Source organism: Ramlibacter sp. (assembly GCF_035548915.1).
Lineage (GTDB): Bacteria > Pseudomonadota > Gammaproteobacteria > Burkholderiales > Burkholderiaceae_C > Ramlibacter.
Genome location: NZ_DASZSE010000044.1, coordinates 316,149 through 335,897, shown reverse-complemented (window position 1 = coordinate 335,897; position 19,749 = coordinate 316,149). Strand labels below are relative to the sequence as shown.

Annotated in this window: 20 protein-coding genes and 1 tRNA gene; 8 read left to right on the top strand and 13 right to left on the bottom strand. The window is 67.3% G+C overall.

Annotated features, from left to right (window positions below; translation table 11 throughout):
* Position 1 precedes the first annotated feature (1 nt).
* From VHA82_RS19615 to VHA82_RS19605, 3 genes are read right to left on the bottom strand one after another with little or no spacing between them, the layout of a single operon-like run.
* Positions 2-421: a biopolymer transporter ExbD gene (locus VHA82_RS19615; RefSeq protein WP_325546838.1), complete on the bottom strand. Its 420-nt coding sequence runs from the start codon at positions 419-421 to the stop codon at positions 2-4.
* A gap of 4 nt (positions 422-425) precedes the next feature.
* On the bottom strand, positions 426-863 hold the full coding sequence (locus tag VHA82_RS19610; protein ID WP_325546837.1) for a biopolymer transporter ExbD: 438 nt from the start codon (positions 861-863) through the stop codon (positions 426-428).
* A gap of 31 nt (positions 864-894) precedes the next feature.
* Positions 895-1,776 carry a MotA/TolQ/ExbB proton channel family protein gene (locus VHA82_RS19605; protein WP_414708676.1) on the bottom strand — a complete coding sequence of 294 codons (882 nt, stop codon included), beginning with the start codon at positions 1,774-1,776 and terminating at the stop codon, positions 895-897.
* Positions 1,777-2,012: 236 nt separating this feature from the next.
* Here VHA82_RS19605 and VHA82_RS19600 point away from each other — a divergent pair.
* Positions 2,013-2,088: transfer RNA gene (locus tag VHA82_RS19600), tRNA-Thr, on the top strand.
* Between the two features lie 25 nt (positions 2,089-2,113).
* Here VHA82_RS19600 and VHA82_RS19595 read toward each other — a convergent pair.
* Together VHA82_RS19595 and VHA82_RS19590 are read right to left on the bottom strand one after the other, a co-directional pair.
* Complete coding sequence (locus tag VHA82_RS19595; RefSeq protein ID WP_325546835.1) at positions 2,114-2,515, bottom strand: hypothetical protein; 402 nt, start codon at positions 2,513-2,515, stop codon at positions 2,114-2,116.
* A gap of 23 nt (positions 2,516-2,538) precedes the next feature.
* Positions 2,539-3,123 (bottom strand): Panacea domain-containing protein, encoded by a 585-nt coding sequence (locus tag VHA82_RS19590; RefSeq protein WP_325546834.1) that lies wholly within the window; start codon positions 3,121-3,123, stop codon positions 2,539-2,541.
* Positions 3,124-3,541: 418 nt separating this feature from the next.
* Here VHA82_RS19590 and VHA82_RS19585 point away from each other — a divergent pair, with 418 nt between their 5' ends.
* The 3 genes from VHA82_RS19585 to VHA82_RS19575 are packed head-to-tail and all read left to right on the top strand — an operon-like array spanning position 3,542 to position 5,807.
* Positions 3,542-4,666: an MFS transporter gene (locus tag VHA82_RS19585; RefSeq protein ID WP_414708674.1), complete on the top strand. Its 1,125-nt coding sequence runs from the start codon at positions 3,542-3,544 to the stop codon at positions 4,664-4,666.
* A 17-nt stretch (positions 4,667-4,683) separates the two neighbouring features.
* On the top strand, positions 4,684-5,472 hold the full coding sequence (locus tag VHA82_RS19580; RefSeq protein WP_325546833.1) for a hypothetical protein: 789 nt from the start codon (positions 4,684-4,686) through the stop codon (positions 5,470-5,472).
* Entirely contained in the window at positions 5,469-5,807 is a 339-nt protein-coding gene (locus tag VHA82_RS19575; RefSeq protein WP_325546832.1) for a hypothetical protein, read from the top strand. Before VHA82_RS19580 ends, VHA82_RS19575 begins: the two co-directional genes overlap by 4 nt.
* A 7-nt stretch (positions 5,808-5,814) precedes the next feature.
* Here the strand turns inward: VHA82_RS19575 and paaZ are convergent, their stop codons facing one another.
* From paaZ to paaA, 7 genes are all read right to left on the bottom strand, one after another.
* Positions 5,815-7,845 (bottom strand): phenylacetic acid degradation bifunctional protein PaaZ, encoded by a 2,031-nt coding sequence (paaZ, locus tag VHA82_RS19570; protein WP_325546831.1) that lies wholly within the window; start codon positions 7,843-7,845, stop codon positions 5,815-5,817.
* Complete coding sequence (locus VHA82_RS19565) at positions 7,842-8,492, bottom strand: TetR/AcrR family transcriptional regulator (RefSeq protein WP_325546830.1); 651 nt, start codon at positions 8,490-8,492, stop codon at positions 7,842-7,844. The genes paaZ and VHA82_RS19565 overlap by 4 nt, the downstream gene beginning before the upstream one ends.
* A 4-nt stretch (positions 8,493-8,496) precedes the next feature.
* The gene (gene paaE, locus VHA82_RS19560; RefSeq protein WP_325546829.1) at positions 8,497-9,579 is read right to left on the bottom strand and encodes a 1,2-phenylacetyl-CoA epoxidase subunit PaaE; all 1,083 of its coding nucleotides are present in this window, start codon (positions 9,577-9,579) and stop codon (positions 8,497-8,499) included.
* A 136-nt stretch (positions 9,580-9,715) separates the two neighbouring features.
* A complete protein-coding gene (gene paaD / locus VHA82_RS19555) occupies positions 9,716-10,213 on the bottom strand; it encodes a 1,2-phenylacetyl-CoA epoxidase subunit PaaD (RefSeq protein WP_325546828.1) in 498 nt (165 codons plus the stop codon).
* Positions 10,207-10,980 (bottom strand): 1,2-phenylacetyl-CoA epoxidase subunit PaaC, encoded by a 774-nt coding sequence (paaC, locus tag VHA82_RS19550; RefSeq protein WP_325546827.1) that lies wholly within the window; start codon positions 10,978-10,980, stop codon positions 10,207-10,209. The genes paaD and paaC overlap by 7 nt, the downstream gene beginning before the upstream one ends.
* Before the next feature lie 8 nt (positions 10,981-10,988).
* Entirely contained in the window at positions 10,989-11,330 is a 342-nt protein-coding gene (paaB, locus tag VHA82_RS19545; RefSeq protein ID WP_325546826.1) for a 1,2-phenylacetyl-CoA epoxidase subunit PaaB, read from the bottom strand.
* Positions 11,327-12,337 carry a 1,2-phenylacetyl-CoA epoxidase subunit PaaA gene (paaA, locus tag VHA82_RS19540; protein ID WP_325546825.1) on the bottom strand — a complete coding sequence of 337 codons (1,011 nt, stop codon included), beginning with the start codon at positions 12,335-12,337 and terminating at the stop codon, positions 11,327-11,329. Before paaA ends, paaB begins: the two co-directional genes overlap by 4 nt.
* Before the next feature lie 190 nt (positions 12,338-12,527).
* Here paaA and VHA82_RS19535 point away from each other — a divergent pair, with 190 nt between their 5' ends.
* The gene (locus VHA82_RS19535) at positions 12,528-13,475 is read left to right on the top strand and encodes a CesT family type III secretion system chaperone (RefSeq protein WP_325546824.1); all 948 of its coding nucleotides are present in this window, start codon (positions 12,528-12,530) and stop codon (positions 13,473-13,475) included.
* Positions 13,468-14,061 carry a hypothetical protein gene (locus VHA82_RS19530; protein WP_325546823.1) on the top strand — a complete coding sequence of 198 codons (594 nt, stop codon included), beginning with the start codon at positions 13,468-13,470 and terminating at the stop codon, positions 14,059-14,061. Before VHA82_RS19535 ends, VHA82_RS19530 begins: the two co-directional genes overlap by 8 nt.
* On the opposite strand, the gene VHA82_RS19525 is transcribed toward VHA82_RS19530, so the two are convergent.
* A complete protein-coding gene (locus tag VHA82_RS19525; RefSeq protein ID WP_325546822.1) occupies positions 13,979-14,494 on the bottom strand; it encodes an Lrp/AsnC family transcriptional regulator in 516 nt (171 codons plus the stop codon). The genes VHA82_RS19530 and VHA82_RS19525 overlap by 83 nt on opposite strands.
* A gap of 126 nt (positions 14,495-14,620) precedes the next feature.
* Between VHA82_RS19525 and VHA82_RS19520 the strand changes: the two genes are divergently transcribed.
* Positions 14,621-18,193: an indolepyruvate ferredoxin oxidoreductase family protein gene (locus VHA82_RS19520; RefSeq protein ID WP_325546821.1), complete on the top strand. Its 3,573-nt coding sequence runs from the start codon at positions 14,621-14,623 to the stop codon at positions 18,191-18,193.
* 125 nt (positions 18,194-18,318) lie between these two features.
* Entirely contained in the window at positions 18,319-19,686 is a 1,368-nt protein-coding gene (gene pbpG, locus VHA82_RS19515) for a D-alanyl-D-alanine endopeptidase (protein ID WP_325546820.1), read from the top strand.
* Positions 19,687-19,749: the final 63 nt, after the last annotated feature.

Genomic DNA, 19,749 nt, shown 5'->3' with positions numbered 1-19,749 from the left:
TTCATTGGACGAACTGCTCCGCGCCGAGCACGGCGAGCTTGTCGAGACCCTTGCGCTTGGAAGTGGCGAGCACGTCGGCGAAGACGGCGTACGAACACTCCTTGTTGGGGCGCACGGTGATCACGGGCTGCGGCGTGAGCCGCGACACTTCCACCATCTTCGCTTCGAGCTCGCCCTGCGACACCGGCAGGCCCTGCCAGTAGACGGTGTTCTTCTCGTCGATGTCGATCTGCAGCTTCTGCGGCTCGTTGTTGGTGGGAGGCGTGCCCACGGGCATTTCGAGGTTCACGGCGTGCAGCTGGATCGGGATGGTGATGATGAGCATCACGAGCAGCACGAGCATCACGTCGATGAGCGGCGTGGTGTTGATGTCCATCATCACGTCGGGGTCGCTCGCGCGGCCGAACTTGCGCAGTTTCATCGCGTCATACCCCGGCGTTGAGCGGCGGCGGCTCGGTGATGAAGGCGACCTTCACGATGCCCGCGACCTGGCAGGCGTAGAGCACCTTGCCCACGCCGTTGTACTTGGCGGCGAGGTCGCCGCGAATCTGCACTTCCGGCTGCGGCTTCATGTGGGACACCTTCTTCAGCCGCTCGATCAGGTCGCGCGGCGTGTTCATCTTCGCTTCGTACCAGTAGACGTTACCGGCCTTGTCGACGGAGATGATCACGTTTTCCGGCTTGGTTTCGCGCACCTCGACGCGCTGCTTCGGCAGCTGCACGGGGATCGACGTGGTCACGACGGGAATCGTGATCAGGAATATGATGAGAAGCACCAGCATCACGTCCACGAGCGGCGTGGTGTTGATGGCGGAGATGACGGCGTCTTCGTCGCCGTCCTGGGGACCGACTGCCATGGCCATGGGAATCTCCCGTGGACTGTGTTCGCCGATGTCAGGCCGCGCGGCCCGCCGACCCCACGATGACGGCGTTGAGTTCGTCGCTGAACTCGCGCACTTCGTCCATGATGGCCTTGTTGCGGCGCGCGAGCCAGTTGTAGGCGAGCACGGCTGGAATGGCCACCGCGAGACCGATGGCCGTCATGATGAGCGCTTCGCCCACGGGGCCGGCCACCTTGTCGATGGACGCCTGGCCCGAGATGCCGATGGCGGTGAGGGCGTGATAGATGCCCCACACCGTGCCGAAAAGGCCCACGAAGGGCGACGTGGAGCCGACGGTGGCGAGGAACGCGAGGCCTTTTTGCATCGCGGCCTGCACGCGGTCCACCGCGCTCGTGATGCTCATCGGAATCCAGTCGTTCATCGGGATGTGGCTTTTCAGGCCGCCGTGGTCGGTGGTGGCGGCCACGCCCGCTTCGGCGATGAAGCGGTAGGCGCTGTTCTTCTCGAGGGCGGCGACGCCGTCGGTGACGCTGCGCGCGTCCCAGAACTTGCGGTCCACCGTGCGCGCGTGGCGGTTCATCTTCATCTGCTCGAGCAGTTTCACGATGAGGATGTACCAGCTGCCCGCGGACATGATGCCAAGCAGCACGAGCACGGAACGCGCGACGACGTCGGAGCCCATCCAGAGCGCTTCGATGCCGTAGGGGTTGTCGATGGCACTGTCGGGCTTCTTGGCCGCCGGTGCCGCGACCATGGCGGAGGCGCCTGCATTGGGCTCGGTGGCGCCCGGTGCCGCGGGTGCAGCCGGCGCAGCGGGAGTAGCCGGGGCCGAGGGAGAGGCGGGGGCCTGGGCCAGCGCGGATTGGCCTGCGAAGATGGCGAGGGTCAGCAGCGCGACCGCCGCGAAGGCGCGCAAGAGAGGAGAACGCAAGATGACTTCCTTTTGACTTGGTGGTGTAAAGGCTGGAGGCGCGCCTGCCGGCGGAAGGGGTCAGACCGCCTCAGCTCCGCTCCGAGGCCGGAAGTATAGGGCGGTGCCCGGGCACCCCCTGTCGCGCAGGGCTCGCAGTGAGCGTTTTCCATATGAGGGCTAGTCCCACTGGACGCGCCCTTGACGAATGGTACGCGCAAGTCTCGCGCTTTGGGTGTGGCTATAATCTTCGGTTTGTCGCCGGAGTAGCTCAGTCGGTAGAGCAGCTCATTCGTAATGAGAAGGTCGGGGGTTCGATTCCTCTCTCCGGCACCACCGAATCCGCGGGACCCTCTCGCCCCTATCGCTTCCCCTCCAGCTGTGCCTCGATTCGCCTCGCAATCTCCCGGATTTCATCATCCAGTTCGATCGCGTCGTGCATGTGCGCCACGATCTTCTTGACCAACCGAATGTCCGCCGGCTGCCCCGGATCGTAGGTCCGAGCAGCGACGAGCCTCTCCAATTCGCCGGCTTGGCGAACACGCGCCTTGGCGAAGAAGACGAACGATTCATGCTTGATCGACGGATGACAACCCGCCGGCAGCATGCACGTCTTGTCGTAGATCAGCCTCGGCGTGCTGGCATTGACCAGCACACACACCTGACTGCCGTAGCCTTCGACCGAAAACGGATCGTTCAGGATGAACGTCGGATGCTTCTCTCCGTTGGGGCCATCCGCGATCAGCAGCGTGGCTCCCGCCACGGCGCGCCATTCTCCGGCCATGACTACGCGGCCCGGCGAAGCTGTGCGTCGACGTGCTCTTGCTGCGCGAGGCTCTCCATGAGCTGCGCGACTTCCTCACCGGAAAAACCGATGCCCATGAGCAAGTGATCGAGCTCGATGGGCTTGCGAGGATCCCACTCGGTAAAGGACAGTTCGTCGTACTCGGGACAATGCAGATGTGTCCACTTGCGCAGCTGAGAACTCGTCTTGTCCTTGTGCTCTTCCCAGACCTCGTCCATCAAGAGACGGTCAGCGCGACTGAGCTTCTTCAGCGTCGGGTCCGGGTCGCGCAAAACGATGTCGTTGCCGTCGCGCGGCAGGATCAACGACCTCCAGGTCGGACCTGCATGGCCATCACGATGGTTCTCATCCGCCGCGGCGCGATAGACGCCATCCAGCACGGGGCCATGACGATCCGCCATCGGCCGGTCACCAATCATCGGTCTGCCGTACTGCGCGTAGCAGCGGCGCTCCGCCAGGTACATCAGCTTCATGAGCTTGAGCAGCTCCAGCGAACCGCCCGCCTTCTTGAGGAAGTAGGCGGCAGAATGCGCGGCTTTGGCTTCGATGTACGGATCCGAAAACATGCGGAAAGTGTCCCGCCCTGGGGCGCGGCGGTTGATACGAAGGACTGTACCACGCGTCATGCAGCGGCCGTATAGCCCCGCGGCTCATCTGTCGAACGCCCCGTGATCATGCCCCTCCAGAAGCTCGGCAAGCGGCCTTGTGCTAGAAATCCGAACCAGTGAACGGTAGCCATCCCCTCTTTCCCTCCTCGGCAGCGCTGACGGTCCTGCCCGCTTTCGCATACCTGCGCCCGGACCACTTCGGCCCCGGCTTCGAAGAAGCCATGCGCGATCATCGCGAGGAACCACGCGGGCTGGAGGTCCCCGCCTGAGCGCCGACCCATCACGCGACAGTACCGGCGAACTCTCGGACTTCGCCATTCACCAGCATTTCATCCGGCTCCTCATCTCGCGCCTCTTCGGCGGCGCGGCTTCGCAGATGCTCTTCGTCGCCGCGGCCTGGCAGATGTACGAGCTCACCGGCAGCGCATGGGACCTGGGCCTCGTCGGTCTCTTCCAGTTCGCGCCGGTCGTCGTCTTCACGCTGCCCGCGGGACACGTCGCCGACCGCTTCCACCGCGCGCGCGTCGTCTCGCTCGCCGTCGCGCTGCAGTTCGCGGCGGCCGCCATCCTGCTGGGCGCCACGGCGACGGACCATCTCTCGCGCACCCTGCTCTTCGGCATCTCCGTCCTGCTCGGCGCGGCGCGAACCTTCCAGATGCCCGCTCAGCAGTCGCTGGTCGCGAGCCTCGTGCCCGTGAGCCTTCTGCCGCGTGCCACCGCGCTCAGTTCGGCAACGGGCCAGGTCGCGACGATCGGCGGCCCGGCACTCGCGGGCCTGCTCTTTTCGATTCACGCGCAGGCCGTGTACCTGACCTGCGTCGTGCTGCTGCTCGTCGCGTTCCTCGTGCTCGCGGGCGTCGACTACGAGCGCACGTCCGAGGGCCACCCGCTCACGATGGATTCGGCGCTCGCGGGCGTGCGCTTCGTGTGGCATCGCAAGCTCCTGCTGGGCGCCATCTCGCTCGACCTCATGGCGGTGCTCTTCGGCGGCGCGACCGCGCTGCTGCCGATCTACGCCAAGGACATCCTGCATTCCGGCCCGCAAGGGCTCGGCCTGCTTCGCTCCGCGCCGGCCGTGGGCGCACTCGTCATGTCGGTGCTGCTCGCGCGCTTTCCGATCCGCCGCGCGGTGGGCCACCGCCTGCTGATGGCGGTGGCCGCGTATGGCGTGTGCATGCTCGTGTTCGGCGTATCGACGAGCTTCGCGGTTTCTCTGCTCGCGCTCGCGCTCTCGGGCGCCGCCGACATGGTGAGCGTGGTCGTGCGGCAGACGCTCGTGCAGCTCGACACGCCCGACAACATGCGCGGCCGCGTCGGCGCCGTGAACTCCATCTTCATCGGCGCGAGCAACCAGCTCGGCGAATTCGAATCCGGCGCGACGGCCGCGCTCTTCGGCCCCGTCGGTTCGGTCGTGCTCGGCGGTGTGGCGACGCTCGCGGTCGTCGCGGTCTGGCGCAAGGCCTTTCCTGCCCTCGCCCATCGCGACACTTTCGAGGCCTGAGGGCCTACGATGTGCGCATGAAACGCGTGGCCGCTTTGTTCGCGGCATGCCTCATCTGTTTCGCCGTGCTCGCGCAGTCCTCGCTCGCGCCCGTCACCGTGAGCGCGATGGGCGATCCGGTGGAAAAATCGTATCGCCGCATGCTGCGCGGCATGGACCTCTTCGAGCGCATGCACGCTCGCGCACCCGGCGCGCACCTGCGCTACAAGCTGCTGCCGCGCAAGCCCGGCACCCCACTCGAGGACATTCACCTCGCGGTGATCGGGCACACGTTCTCGTATCCCGTGCCGGTCGTGGCCGATCACACTTTCACGCTCACGCGCGATGAGCGGGCTCTCGCGGAGGACGCGGTCGTGTCCCCCGAGCGGCGTCGCCTCACCATGACCTGGCGCACGGACATCCGCACACCCGGCCTGCCGCCCGCGACGCGCAGGCTCGGCGATCTGCGGCTCGAATGCCTCGTCGGGATCGAAGCAGGCCTCGTCTCCAACACCAATCCGCTGATGCAGGCCGTGCGCAGCCTGCTCGAAGACGCGGCGACGTATTGCGGCCGCAGGAATTCGAAGTACCTCTTCTTCGCCGACCGGCCGATCTTCAGCGTGACGCTCGTCGCAGGCGCGCGGCGCGAAGTGATGCCCATCGACCAGCTCTATGCCGGCGCGAGCGACGATCCGGGATTGAAGGCGGACTTGCCGTTCTGCGATTGCGAAATGCTCGTGGACCGCACGTACTTCCTGCCGCTCGGCGACGAGAGCTGGCCGGACGACACGCTCGTGCAGTTCGAGTGGATGCAGGACGCGCCGTGAAGTTCGCCGCGGCGCTCGTGTGCACGGCCCTCGCCGGATGCGCCGTCTTCGGAACCGACGAATTGACCGAAGGCGCGCCGGGCGTTCGCGATGCGCGCACGCTCGCACCCTTCGCGGCGCAAGGCGAGGTGCATGCGGGCATCGGTACGAAGAGCGACGTGCGTCGCGCGCTCGGCGATGCGAACGTGATCCCGTTCGATTCGGGATGGGAAGTGTGGGTCTACCGCTGGCCCGGTGCCGACCGTTCGACGCGCGCCGCGACGGAGCTCGTGCTGCTGTTCGACCGGTCGGGCGTGCTGCGCAAGGAGCGACTGAGGCCGGGCCTGCGCGATTGAGCCGCCTTCACCCTCGCTTCGCCACGAGCGTGAGGATGTCGTAACTCGCCACGACATCGCCGTCCTGGTTCGTCACTTCCACATCCCACGCCACCACGCCCTGGTCCTTCTTCTTGTCGATCTTGCGCTTGGCCGTGAGCCGCGCGCGGATCGTGTCGCCGATCCCCACCGGCTTCACGAAGCGCAGCGTATCGAGCCCGTAGTTCGCAAGCACCGGCCCCGGGGCGGGCGAGACGAAGAGTCCGGCCGCCGCCGACAGCACGAAGTACCCATGCGCGATGCGCTTGCCGAATTGCGACTCCTTGGCCGCGATCTCGTCGAAGTGCATGTAGAAGTAGTCGCCCGAGATGCCGCCGAAGTTCACGATGTCGGCTTCCGTCACCGTGCGCCGATGCGTGAGCAGCGAATCGCCGACGCGCAGGTCCTCGAAGTACTTGCGAAACGGATGCACGTCCGATTCGTCGACCTTCGCGCCGCGCACGAACTCGCCCGTGACGGCCATGAGCATCGAGGGCGACCCCTGCACGGCCGCGCGCTGCAGATAGTGCTTCACCGCGCGCACGCCGCCCAGTTCCTCGCCCCCGCCCGCGCGGCCGGGGCCGCCGTGCTTCAGCACCGGAAGCGGCGAGCCGTGTCCCGTCGATTCGGCAGCCGCCTCGCGGTCGAGCACGAGGATGCGGCCGTGCGTCGCGGCCGCCGCGGGCACGAAGCGCGCGGCCGTCGCCGGGTCCTTCGTCGCGAGCGAGCACACGAGGCTGCCTTTGCCGCGCGCGGCCAGCGCGAGTGCTTCGTCGAGGTCCTCGTAAGGCATGAGCGTGCTCACGGGTCCGAAGGCTTCGATGTCGTGCACCCCGTCGTCGGCCATCGGGCTTTTCGCGAGCAGCAGCGTGGGCGCGAAGAACGCGCCTTCGGCCACGCCCTGGCCTCTCGGTGAGAAGCCATCTTTCTCGCCGAACACGATCTCGGCATTCCTCACGAGCGCCGCGACCTTCTCGGCGACGTCGCCACGCTGGTCGTGCGAGGCGAGCGCGCCCATGCGCACCTCTTCGAGCGACGGGTCTCCGATCACGACTTGCGCGAGCCGCGCGCGCAGCCGCTTCGCTACTTCGTCCACGTATTCGCGCGGCACGATCGCACGGCGGATGGCGGTGCATTTCTGGCCCGCTTTCACCGTCATCTCGCGCGCGACCTCTTTCACGAAGAGATCGAACTCCGCGTCGTCGGGCGTCACTTCCGGTGCGAGCACGGCGCAGTTGAGCGAATCGGCTTCGGCGTTGAAGGGGATCGAGTTGCGCACCACGTTCGGATGCACGCGCAGCTTCGCGGCCGTGTCGGCCGAGCCGGTGAAGGTGACGACGTCCGAGCCGTCGAGCCGGTCCATCAGGTCGCCGGTGCTGCCGATCACGAGTTGCAGCGCGCCTTCGGGCAGGATCCCCGACTCCGCCACAAGACGCATCATCGCCTCGGTGAGATAGCTCGTCTGCGTGGCGGGCTTGCCGATGCACGGCACGCCGGCGAGAAAGCTCGGCGCGAATTTCTCGAGCAGGCCCCAGATGGGAAAGTTGAAGGCATTGATGTGCAGCGCGAGCCCGCCGCGCGGCACGAGGATGTGCGTGCCCGCGAACGTGCCTTTCTTTCCGAGCGGGATTGCCGGGCCTTCGTGCACGATGTTGCCCGAGGGCAGTTCGTTCGCGCCCACGCTCGCATACGCGAAGAGCGTGCCCGTGCCGCCTTCGATGTCGATCCAGCTGTCGTTGCGCGTCGCGCCGGTGTGCGCCGAGACGGCGTACAGCGCCTCCTTGCGCTCGACGAGGAACTTGGCAAGCGCTTTCAGGATGGCCGCGCGCTGCTGGAAGTCGAGCTTCAGCAGATTGGGCACGCCGGTCTTGCGCGCGTACGTGACCGCTTCGGCGAAGTCGAGCTTCTCGGCATGCGTGGCCGCGACCGGCTTGCCGTTGACGGCGCTGCGCAAGGTCTGCGCGGGCTCGGCGCCGATCCAGCGGCCGGCGATGTAGCTTTGTAGTGTGGTGGTGGTCATGTGGTTGCTCCTTGCCTGCCCCTCACCCCAACCCTCTCCGCCGGGGGGAGAGGGAGCTTGACCGCGCCCAATCCGTCGAGGAAGAGATCGGCCACGATGGGGGCGATGTCGTCGTAATCGAGCGTCCCTTCGGGACGCATCCAGGTGAAAAGCCAGTTGACCATGCCGAAGAGAAGCATGGTGAGCGGCTTGGTCATCGCCGCTTCCTTCAGGTCGGGACGCAGCGCGGCGACGACGTCGGCGAAGCCGTTCACCACCTCGCGCTCCTTGGAGAGAACGCGCTTGCGGTCGCCGTCGTCGAGAAACTTCACGTCTTCCGTCAGCACGCGATGCTCGTTTTGCGCGTGCGCGTATTCCTCCACCAGCCGCCGGATCAGCGAACGCATGCGCTGCTTCGGCGGCAGCGTCTCGTCCGTCGCCTCGCGAAGAATTTCGAGCAGCCGGTCGACGTGATCCTCGGCGATGCTCACGAGCAGGTCGTATTTGTCGCGGTAGTAGTGATAGAGCGTCGCTTTCGAAAGCCCGCACGCTTCGGCCACCTGGTTCATCGACGTGCCGGGATAGCCGCGCTGCGCGAAGAGCGAGGCCGCCTGCGCGAGGATCAGCTCGCGCTGGTCTTCATAGCCCGCGTGGCGGCCCCGGCCCACTGCGCTACCTCTCGTCGAAGGAGAGAACCACGCGCTCCGTCATCGGGTGCGCCTGGCAGGTGAGCACGAACCCCGCGGCGACTTCGCTCTTGTCGAGCGCGAAGTTGCGCTCCATCCGCACATCGCCTTCGATCACCTTCGCGCGGCACGTGCCGCACACGCCCGACGTGCAGGAAAACGGCACCTCCAGCCCCGCGGCCGACGCGCAGTCGAGAATGCTCGGCTGGTCCTTGTAGAACTGGATCTCGCGCTTCAGGCCGTCGCGGATGATCGTGACGCGCGCCTGCTCCGCATCGCCCGGCTTGGCTTCGTGCACCACGGCGCCGACCTGCCCCGGCGCCTGCGCGACGCCGAAGCGCTCGATGTGGATGCGCTCTTCGGGCACGCCCGCGGCAAGCAGCGCGGCCTCGGCTTCGTCGTTCATCTGGAACGGGCCGCAGATGAAGGCGTGGTCGATCGATGCGGCAGGAACGAGCGTCCCGAGGAACTCGCCGATCTTGTCGCGGTTCATGAGCCCCATGTTGATCGGCGCATCCGTGTGCTCGTCGGAGAACACGTGATGCAGCACGAGCCGCGTCATGTACCTGTCCTTCAGGTCTTCGATCTCCTCCTTGAACATCGTGGAGCGAAGGCTCCTGTTGCCGTAGACGAGCGTAAAGCGCGACTTCGGCTCGCGCGCGAGCACCGTCTTCATGATCGAGAGGATCGGCGTGATGCCGCTGCCGCCCGCGATGCCGACGTGGTGGCGCTCGGCCGCGGGATCGATGGGCACGAAAAAACGGCCCTGCGGCGCCATGACGCTGATCGAGTCGCCGGGCACCAGGTGTTCGTTGATCCAGTTGGAGAAGACGCCGCCCTTCACCTTGCGAACGCCGACGCGCAGCTCGCCGTCGTCGAGGCCGGCGCAGATGGAATAGGAGCGGCGCAGGTCCTGGCCTTCGATCTCCTTGCGCAGCGTGAGGTACTGGCCCTGCGTGAAGCCGAAGACTTCGCGCAGCTCGGGCGGCACGTCGAAGGTCACGATCACGGCTTCCGGCGTATCGGGGGTGACGGCGCGGACTCGAAGGGGGTGGAAGAGTGTGCTCATGAATCGACCTTCGCCATGCGCCCGAAGGCGGACCTGCCAATCACCACCGTCATACCCGCGAAGGCGGGCATCCAGTGGCTTTCTCTCGCGCATGAAGACGCTGGGTCCCCGCTTGCGCGGGGACGACGGCTGGGGATCATAGGGGCTTGAAATATTCGAACGGTTCGCGGCAGGCAACGCAACGGTAGAGCGCCTTGCATGCGGTCGAACCGAAGGCGGAGATGCGCTCCGTCTCCTTGCTGCCGCAGCGCGGACACGGGACGATGTCGCGGCGGACGATGCGGATGACGGCGGACGCGGGTTCGGCGCAGGCGTGCGGCGGCGCGATGCCGTACTCGCGCAGCTTGCGCTTGCCCTCCTCGCTCATCCAGTCCGTGGTCCACGCCGGCGCGCGCTTCAGCGTGGCCCGCGCGGGGCCGAGACCCTCGGCTTCGATCGCCGAAAGCACGCTCGACTCGATCACTTCCGTGGCAGGGCAGCCCGAATAAGTCGGCGTGAGCACCACTTCCAGTTCCTCGCCATGATCGATCACGTCGCGCACGATGCCGAGATCGCGCACGGAAAGCGCGGGCACCTCCGGGTCGAGCACGCCCGCGAGCACCTCCCACGCGCGATCGCTGCGCGTCGTCACCATACGCCTCCCGGGTACGCACGCTGCAGATGCTGCATTTCCGCGAGGATGTAGCCCATGTGCTCGCTGTGCACGCCGTTCTTGCCGGTGGAGAGAAACGGTGTTGCCGCCGGCATGGCCAGACCCGCTTCGTCGAAGATCGACGTCATTTCAGCGCGCCACGGCTCCTCGAGCGCCGCCCAGTCCGGACCCAGACCCGCTCCATTCGCGTAAGCGTCGATCGCGTCGCCCGCGAACAGCTCGGCGTGGTAGTGCCACAGTTCGCCGAGCGCCTTTTCCATGCGGCGCTTCGATTCGTCCGTCCCGCGGCCGAGGCGCACCATCCAGTCGGCCGAATGCGACTGGTGGTAGCGCGCTTCCTTCACGGCCTTGCCGGCGATCGCGGCGAGTTGCGCATCGGACGATTCGCCGAGCCTTTGCCACAGCAGCTTGAAGAACGTGGCCATCATCGTGTTGCGCAGCACGGTCACGGCGAAGTCGCCGCGGGGCAACTCGACCAGCGTCACGTTGCGGAAGTCGCGTTCTTCCCGCAGGAAGGCGAGCTGGTCCTCGTCGTAGCCGTGGCCCTCGAGTTCGCCCGCGCGCGTGAGCACCGCGCGCGCCTGCCCGATGAGATCGAGCCCGATGTTGGCAAGGGCGATGTCCTCTTCCAGCACGGGCGCGTGGCCGGTCCATTCGGCGATGCGCTGGCCGAGAATCAAAGCCGTGTCGCCGATGCGCAGCAGGTACTGCACTTCGGGACTCGGGTTCACGCGGATCGAAGCTTGCATCGCGGCGCTCACATGTGGTCCACGGATTCGGGCAGCTTGTAGAAGGTCGGGTGGCGGTACACCTTGTCTTCCATCGGATCGAAGTACATGCCCTTCTCGCCCGGGTCGCTCGCCACGATGTGGTCGGAACGCACCACCCACACGCTCGTGCCTTCCTGGCGGCGCGTGTAGACGTCGCGCGCCATCTGGATGGCCATCTTCGGGTCCGCGGCGTGCAGGCTGCCGCAGTGCTTGTGGTCGAGGCCGGACTTGCTGCGAACAAAGACTTCCCAGAGCGGCCACTCGGGACTCGACCCCGCCCCAACCCGCCCCTCTCCAGGGGAGGGCTTCCTCACGTCGCCGTCGCTCATGCTGCCTCCTCGAGTGTCGTTTCGCGATTCGCATACGCGAGTGCCGCTTCGCGCACCCACTCGCCTTCTTCCCATGCCTTCACGCGCGCGGCAAGGCGCTCGCGGTTGCACGGCCCGTTGCCGCCGACCACGCGCCAGAACTCGTCCCAGTCGATCGGCCCGAAGTCGTGGTGCTGGCGCTCCTCGTTCCACTTCAGCAGCGGATCGGGCAAGGTCACCCCGAGCACCTTCGCCTGATCGGCCGTCGCGTCCACGAACTTCTGCCGCAATTCGTCGTTGGAGACGCGCTTGATGCCCCAGCGCATCGACTGCGCCGAATTGGGCGACTGGTCGTCCGGCGGGCCGAACATCATGATCGAGGGCCACCACCAGCGGTTCACGGCGTCCTGCACCATCTCGCGCTGCGCCTCGGTGCCCTTGGACATCATCGTGAGGAGCGCTTCGAAGCCCTGCCGCTGATGGAAGCTCTCTTCACGGCAGATGCGGATCATCGCGCGCGCATAGGGCCCATAGGAGCAGCGGCAGATCGGCACCTGGTTCATGATGGCCGCGCCATCCACCAGCCAGCCGATCACGCCGACGTCGGCCCACGTGAGCGTGGGGTAGTTGAAGATCGAGCTGTACTTGGCTTTGCCCGAGTGCAGCGCTTCGATCATCTGGTCGCGCGACGTCCCGAGCGTCTCGGCCGCCGAATAGAGATAGAGGCCGTGGCCGCCTTCGTCCTGCACCTTCGCAAGCAGGATCGCCTTGCGCTTCAACGTCGGCGCGCGCGAGATCCAGTTGCCCTCCGGCAGCATGCCCACGATTTCCGAATGCGCGTGCTGGCTGATCTGCCGCACGAGTGTCTTGCGGTAGTGATCGGGCATCCAGTCCTTGGGCTCGATGAATTCGCCGCTGTCGATGCGCGTGTCGAAGCCTTCCTCGCGCTGCGCATCCTCGGCCGAGCGGACCGCCCGGGGCTTGTCCGCGCCGTCGCGGCCCATCGTGTCCATCGCTTGCGTGTACATGCCGCCGTCTCCAAAGCGGCCGGATTCAATTGCCGACCGATCAGTCGATAATAACGAAGGCCTCCGCGAATGTCAAAGCGGCGACCGCGCGGCGCCGCGCGCCGGTGCACGCCGGATGGAACCACTTTCGCCTTTCCGTCACGAAGGAAAGCTCATCAGCAAATCCGGACGAGAAAGGGAGTGGGACCGCGTGGCCATCGCCGACATCGAAGAACTTTGCAAGGGCTTTTGCGAACTCGCCGGCGCGGCGCCGCCCGCCTTGACGCGCGGCGCGGACGGCACGCGCGCCGCCACGATTCGCATGGAGGGGGTCGACGTGGCCATGCAACAGTTCGCGGACCGCTACGAGGACATCGTCTTCCTCGCGGCGGACCTCGGCGAGCCGCCGGCCGGCCGCGAGCTCGAAGCCTGGCGACTCCTCATGGAGGCCAACCTGCGCATGACCGGCACCTCGGCGCCCTCCTTCAGCCGCAGCCCCGTCACCGGCCGCGCGGTGCTGCACTGGCCCTGCCCCCTCATGGAGGCGACGGTCACCGACTTCCGCCGACGCGTCATCGCGCTCGTCGAAGCCGCCCGCCAATGGCGCGAAGACCATTTCCTGGACGATTCCACCCGCGCGCACGCCTGGTTCCTGCGGGACCGCGACGCACGAACGCTGCCGCTCGAAGCGTTCGACGCCGACCTGCGACGCTTCGATGAGCTGGTCGCGGCCGCCTGCTCGCCCGAGGGCCCGCCCCGAACGGCACTTGGCCCGGCCGGGCGAACGCGCCATTTCGACTTCGATTGCGACGGAGAGCGCACGCGCGTCGTCCAGAGCGTCGACGCGGACCCGGGTTGCCTCTTCATCCTGGCTTCGCTCGGTCCGTCGGACGCATCCGCCGCACTCGAGGAATGTGCCGCGCTCATGGAGCTCGGCTTTCATCTCGCCACCGGCAACACCGCCGCTCGCATCGGCCGGGAAGCCGCGGGCGATCCTTCGCTGGTGTGCGCCTTCACGCTTGCCGGCGCCTCGCCGGCGCGACTCCACGCCGCATGCCGCATGGCTGCGCGGATCGCGCTGGACTGGCGGCGTGACTCCCGCGAAGCGCGCGCAACGGCTCTTTCAAACCCTCTCGAAACGGAAAATCATCATGCCTGAACTCGGCTCGCTATCCACCCGAACCTCCGTCTCCTATTGCCAGTGCCAATCCACACGCGGCAGCGTCACGAGCGAACGTGGCAGTCTTGCGGAGACCGGCGAGGTTGAAGGCCTGCTGGTCGTGGTTCACGACCGCGCCAGTCCCGGCCTCGCCGCGCGCGGCTCGGAAACCGCCGGCCTCGCGCCGCCGGTTTCGTTCGGCTCGGGCCCCGGCTTTGCCATCGGCGCCGCACTGCGGTCGGCGGGAGATTCGGTGCGCCACGGCCTCGCCGCATTTAGCGACCGCTTCTTCTCCACGCCGGCTCGCGGCGCGCTGTCGCTCGGGGTGTCGTTCGCCGCGGCAGGGATCATGGGAGGAGCGTTCGACGGTGCGAGCCGCGACGCCGACGGATCGCAGGCGTTGAGCCTCGTCGCGGGCGCTGAAGCCGCGGGCGGCGGGCTGGCCCTCGGCACGATCGGCGCCGCCATCGGGGCCGGCATCGGCCGTGCGGTGCGATCGAGCTTCAGCCACGCCGCCTCGCAGGGCGCTTGCGCGCCGACCTCGTCGATGCCGGACCGGCAATCGGCAGCCGCGTCTCCGACTTGATCTCTTTCAGGACGACGCTCGAGCGCACGTGCGTCACGCCGGGCAGCCTGAACAGCACGTCGTGCAGGAAGCTCTCGTAGGACTTGATGTCGTTCACGAGCACCTTCACCACGTAGTCGGCCTGTCCGGTCGTGGCGTAGCAGCTCACGATCTGCGGCACCGCGAGCACCTGCTGCTGGAAGCGCAGGACGTCGTCCTCGTTGTGGCGCGTGAGGTTCACCTCCGCCAGCACGCATAGGGCGAGGCCCACCTTCTCGCGGTCGACGAGCGCCGTGTAGCCGCGAATCACGCCGCTCGCCTCCATTTCCTTCACACGCTTCCAGCACGGCGTGCTCGACAGTCCCGCGGCTTCGGCCAGCTGGCCCACGGTCTGGCGCGAATCGCGCTGAAGCTCGGCGAGCAAGACGAGGTCGTGGCGGTCGAGATCGTTCATTCTCGAAACTCCTTTCCTGGGAGAACATTATTCTCAGGCGGCACGCGCATCGGCCAAAAAAGAGAATCTCTTTCCCGCCGATGCGCACTAAGCTTCGGCCCTCCCAAACGTTCGGACGCGTTCCCCATGGCCGAGACACTCGATTCCCCCATCGTCCACCCCGACTACAAGCTCAGCGACAGCCTGTGGGCCACGGGTGGCGCCGTGTTCCTCACCGGCACGCAGGCCCTCGTGCGCCTCATGCTCATGCAGCGCCAGCGCGACGCCGCCGCCGGGCTGAACACGCAAGGCTTCCTGAGCGGCTATCGCGGCTCGCCGCTCGGCATGGTCGACCAGCAGGTCTGGAAGGCGGGCAGGAAATTCGAAGAGGCGGGCATCCGCTTCCTGCCCGCGATCAACGAGGAGCTCGGGGCGACCGCCGTGCTCGGCACGCAGCGCGTCGAAGCCGACCCCGAGAAGACCTGCGAAGGCGTATTCGCGATGTGGTACGGCAAGGGTCCGGGCGTGGACCGCGCGGGCGACGCCCTGAAGCACGGCAACGCCTACGGCGCATCGCCCCACGGCGGCGTGCTGATGGTCGCGGGCGACGACCACGGGTGCGTGTCGTCGTCGATGCCGCACCAGAGCGACCAGGCGTTCCAGTCGTGGCATGCGCCCATCGTTTCGCCCGCGAACGTCGCGGAGTATCTCGAGTTCGGCCTGTACGGCTGGGCTCTGTCGCGCTTCTCGGGCAACTGGGTCGGCTTCACGGCCCTGTCGGAAGTTGTCGAAAGCGGCTCGACCGTCGATCTCGATCTCGTGAACGCGCGCGTCGCCGCGTGGCAGGACGCGGACACCGTGCTGCGGATCACGCGGTACCGGCCGCCCGCGGGCGGCCTGCACTACCGCTGGCCCGACTTGCCTTCCCTCGCGATCGAAGAGCGCCTGCATGCGAAGCTCGATGCGGTGAGGGCGTTCTCCCGCGTGAACAGCATCGACCGCCACATCGTCCAGAGCGACGCCGCGACCGTCGGGATCGTCACCGCCGGCAAGGCGCACTACGACTTCATGGAAGTGCTGCGGCGCCTGGACATCTCGCCGGAAACGCTCGCGCTGCACGGCGTTCGCGTCTACAAGCTGGGGCTCACGTATCCGATCGAGCCCACGCGCATGGCGGAGTTCGCCAAGGGCCTGAAGGAAGTCCTCGTGATCGAGGAAAAGGGGCCCGTCGTCGAAAACCAGCTGCGCGCCATGTTCTACAACGCGCCCGATCGGCCCTTGATCGTCGGAAAGAAGAATCTTCACGACTGGCCCTTCGTTCCCGCCCTCGGCGAGCTGCGGCCCTCGCGGCTGATCGGGATCGTGGCGCAATGGCTCGTCGTGCGTTTCCCGGACCTGGACCGCCGCAGCCTCGTGCGCAACTTCACGCCGCCCGAACTGCTCGCCAACGACAGCGACAAGGTGAAGCGCGTGCCCTACTTCTGCGCGGGCTGTCCGCACAACACATCCACGAAGGTTCCCGAGGGCTCGCGCGCGCAGGCGGGCATCGGCTGCCACTTCATGGCGAGCTGGATGAACCGCGAGACCGAAGGCCTGATCCAGATGGGGGGCGAAGGCGTGGACTGGGTGTCGCACGCGATGTTCACGAAGGTGCCGCACGTCTTTCAGAACCTCGGGGACGGCACCTATTACCACTCGGGCTATCTCGCGATTCGCCAGGCCGTCGCGGCGAAGGCCACCATCACGTACAAGATCCTCTTCAACGACGCGGTGGCGATGACCGGCGGGCAGCCGGTGGACGGCATCATCAGCGTGGACGGCATCGCGCGGCAGGTGGAAGCCGAAGGCGTGAAGCAGGTCGTCGTGCTCTCCGACGACATCCGCAAGTACGACGGCATCCGCGACCGCTTCCCCGCGGGCACCGAATTCCACGACCGCGACGAACTCGACGCGGTGCAGCGGCGCTTGCGCGAGACGGCGGGCGTGACCGTGCTCATCTACGAGCAGACGTGCGCCGCAGAGAAGCGCCGCCGCCGCAAGAAAGGCGAACTGGTCGACCCCGCGCGGCGGCTTTTCATCAACGAGCGGGTGTGCGAAGGCTGCGGCGACTGCTCGGTGCAGTCGAACTGCGTGGCGGTGCTGCCGCTCGAGACACCGCACGGACGCAAGCGCAGGATCGACCAGTCTTCCTGCAACAAGGACTATTCGTGCGCGAAGGGCTTCTGCCCGAGTTTCGTCGGCGTGCTGGGCGGCAAGTTGCGCAAGCGCGCGGGCATGCTGGAGGGCGACACGGGCGAATTCATGAAGCACGTGCAGGCGCTCGAGCGCCCGGCGACGCATGAGTGGTCCGCGCCGTACGACCTGCTCGTGACGGGCGTCGGCGGCACGGGGGTCGTGACCGTCGGCATGCTGATCGCGATGGCCGCGCACCTGGAAGGCAAGAGCGCGAGCGTGCTCGACTTCATGGGCTTCGCGCAAAAAGGCGGCTCGGTGCTTAGTTTCGTGCGGCTCGCGGACATCCCCTCGCGGCTGAACCAGGTGCGCATCGACACGCAGCAGGCCGATGCGCTCCTCGCGTGCGACCTCGTGGTCGGCGCTTCGGCCGACGCGCTCACGACCGTGCGCCATGGCCGAACCCGCATCCTCGCGAACACGCACCAAGTGCCGGTCGCCGAAAGCCTGCGCAATCCCGATGCGGACCTGCAAGCTCCCGCGCTGCTCGACAAGCTCCGCTTCGCCTGCGGCGAAGGGCGCCTGGAAACGCTCGACGCGCAGGCGCTTGCCGAAACCTTCCTCGGCGACACGATCTACTCGAACATCGTGGCGCTCGGCTACGCATGGCAACGCGGCCTGGTGCCCGTGAGCCTGGAAGCGATGCTGCGCGCGATCGAGCTCAACGCGGTGGCCGTGGAGAGCAACAAGCTCGCGTTCTCGCTCGGCCGGCTTGCCTCCGACGCTCCGCGCGCGTTGCGCTCGCTGCTGAGCGAGGACTTGCCGCGCCGGGGCCGGCCGGAGACGGTGGCGCAGCTCATCGCGCGGGAGACGGCGCGCATGAAGGCCTATCAGAACGCATCCTACGCGCAGCGCTACAGCGACGCCGTGGCCAAGGTGAATGCGTACGAGCGGGCGTTGCTCGCCGATGTGTCGCTGCCGCTCACCCGCGTCTTCGCGCAGTCGCTCGCGAAGCTGATGGCGTACAAGGACGAATACGAGGTCGCGCGTCTTTACACGGACGGCGAATTCCGCCGGACGCTCGCGCACCAGTTCGAAGGCGACGTCCGCCTCGAGTTCTACATGGCTCCCCCCGTGCTCACCCGCCCGAAGAACGGCCAGCCGCCCCGCAAGCTGCGCCTGGGCGGCTGGATGATGCCGGCGATGAAGCTGCTGGCGATGTGCAGGCGCCTGCGCGGCACGCCGCTCGACATCTTCGGGCGCACCGAGGAACGCCGGATGGAACGAGAGCTGATCGAGCAGTACGTGCGGCGGATCGAAGCGCTGCTGCCGACGCTGTCGAAGGACCGTCTGCCAACCGCGATCGAGATTGCCGCGCTGCCGATGACGATTCGCGGCTTCGGGCACGTGAAGCTCGCGAACGCCGCGCTCGCGCGCGCCCAGGAAGCCGAGCTGCTGCACCGCTACGATCCGCGGGCCTACCCGCGGCCCGCCGCTTCGCGCGAGGCCGGGCAGATTCGCGGCATCCGCGTGACCGCGCAGGCGTGAGGACGATCCACCGGCCTGCACCGCTCGCGCCCCATGTGCCGATGCGCTGCATCGGCGCATGACTACAGCAACTGCTTGCCGCCGCCGTCATGCCGCGCGGGACGGATGGGTAGGCTCGGAGTGCCATGAAGAAACACAACACGCGCGGCCAGCTCATCGTGCTCGCGATCCTGCTGATGGGCCTGGCGGGAGTGCTCTGGGTCGAGGAATACCGGGACTCCGGGCTGCCGTTCGCGCCCGGACCCATCGCCCGGCCGGGCGGCCCCGCGGCCGCGCAGCGTGAAGCACCTGGCTCGGTGGCCGAAGCGGAGCGCGCCGGCAAGCCGGTGGAGGAAATCCACGAGTCGCCCGACACCGAGACGACGCTCGAGCGGCTGCTGCCGCGCGCGTCGATCGGCCATTCGGAGGGCCTGCACCGGGTTTCCGATCCGCTGCATCTCGGCTCCAGCGCGGTGGCGGTGGTGGACGCGAACAGCAAGGAGCTCCTCTACGGCAAGAACCCCGACGCGGTGCTGCCCATGGCTTCGGTCACCAAGCTGATGATGGGACTCGTGACGCTCGAGGCGAAGCTGCCGATGGACGAGCCCATCACCATCACGGAAGAAGACGTCGACCGCGAGCGGATGAGCCGCTCGCGCATGCGCGTGGGCGCCGTGCTCTCGCGCGCGGAGGCGCTGAGGCTCGCGCTGATGTCGAGCGAGAACCGCGCGGCGCACGCGCTCGGGCGCACCTATCCGGGCGGCTTGCAGGCTTTCGTGGAGGCGATGAACCGCAAGGCGAAGCAGCTCGGGATGACGCACACGACCTACGTCGATCCGACGGGCCTGTCGGAGAAGAACCAGTCGAGCGCGCACGACCTCGCGACGCTCGTGCTCGCGGCGTCGAGCTATCCCCTGCTGCGCGAATATTCCACGACACCGGAGCATCGCACCGTCGTGGCCGGGCGCATTCTCGTCTATCGCAATTCGGACCCGCTGCTGCGGGACCCGGCCTGGACCATCGATCTGCAAAAGACCGGCTACATCGTCGAGGCGGGCCACTGCGTCGTGATGCGAACGCGCGCCTATGGACGCGACGTGGCGATGGTCGTGCTCGATGCCGGCGACAATCGCACGCGTTCGGCCGACGCCCGGCGCCTGCGCAGGTGGGTGGAGCTCGGCGCGGACGACAACGCGGTGAAGCTGGCGCTCGCGGAACCGGCGCGCCATCCGGCGGTGGCCCGCGACGCGAAACGCGCGCATCCGCAGGCCGTCGCGGCGAAGGGGGAGAAGACCGCCAGATCCGCCAAGTCCGCCAAATCCGCCAACTCCGTGAAAGGCACGAAGCAGGCGAAGGCGTCGACCCGCTCGAAGGAAACCCACGCGAAGGCCCAGCGAAGCTCCTCGTCGAAGACGGCTTCGGCCCGCAACGCGGCGGCATCGAAGAAGGGCCGCGTGCGCGCCGAATTCAGCCAGCAGGCGCACGGCAAGAAGGCGGAAGGTTCGCAGGGTTGACCCGGTGCGCCCTCTGCGCGCGCACCGGCGCGGCCGCATCGAATTCGTCCAGATAGCGCCCGC

Excerpts from the sequence above, each read along its gene's own strand:
- VHA82_RS19615 (WP_325546838.1), bottom strand. The coding sequence starts at position 421 with ATGAAACTGCGCAAGTTCGGCCGCGCGAGCGACCCCGACGTGATGATG.
- VHA82_RS19610 (WP_325546837.1), bottom strand. The coding sequence starts at position 863 with ATGGCCATGGCAGTCGGTCCCCAGGACGGCGACGAAGACGCCGTCATC.
- VHA82_RS19590 (WP_325546834.1), bottom strand. The coding sequence starts at position 3,123 with ATGTTTTCGGATCCGTACATCGAAGCCAAAGCCGCGCATTCTGCCGCC.
- VHA82_RS19585 (WP_414708674.1), top strand. The coding sequence starts at position 3,542 with ATGCTCTTCGTCGCCGCGGCCTGGCAGATGTACGAGCTCACCGGCAGC.
- VHA82_RS19580 (WP_325546833.1), top strand. The coding sequence starts at position 4,684 with ATGAAACGCGTGGCCGCTTTGTTCGCGGCATGCCTCATCTGTTTCGCC.
- paaZ (WP_325546831.1), bottom strand. The coding sequence starts at position 7,845 with ATGACCACCACCACACTACAAAGCTACATCGCCGGCCGCTGGATCGGC.
- paaE (WP_325546829.1), bottom strand. The coding sequence starts at position 9,579 with ATGAGCACACTCTTCCACCCCCTTCGAGTCCGCGCCGTCACCCCCGAT.
- paaD (WP_325546828.1), bottom strand. The coding sequence starts at position 10,213 with ATGGTGACGACGCGCAGCGATCGCGCGTGGGAGGTGCTCGCGGGCGTG.
- paaC (WP_325546827.1), bottom strand. The coding sequence starts at position 10,980 with ATGCAAGCTTCGATCCGCGTGAACCCGAGTCCCGAAGTGCAGTACCTG.
- paaB (WP_325546826.1), bottom strand. The coding sequence starts at position 11,330 with ATGAGCGACGGCGACGTGAGGAAGCCCTCCCCTGGAGAGGGGCGGGTT.
- paaA (WP_325546825.1), bottom strand. The coding sequence starts at position 12,337 with ATGTACACGCAAGCGATGGACACGATGGGCCGCGACGGCGCGGACAAG.
- VHA82_RS19530 (WP_325546823.1), top strand. The coding sequence starts at position 13,468 with ATGCCTGAACTCGGCTCGCTATCCACCCGAACCTCCGTCTCCTATTGC.
- VHA82_RS19525 (WP_325546822.1), bottom strand. The coding sequence starts at position 14,494 with ATGAACGATCTCGACCGCCACGACCTCGTCTTGCTCGCCGAGCTTCAG.
- VHA82_RS19520 (WP_325546821.1), top strand. The coding sequence starts at position 14,621 with ATGGCCGAGACACTCGATTCCCCCATCGTCCACCCCGACTACAAGCTC.
- pbpG (WP_325546820.1), top strand. The coding sequence starts at position 18,319 with ATGAAGAAACACAACACGCGCGGCCAGCTCATCGTGCTCGCGATCCTG.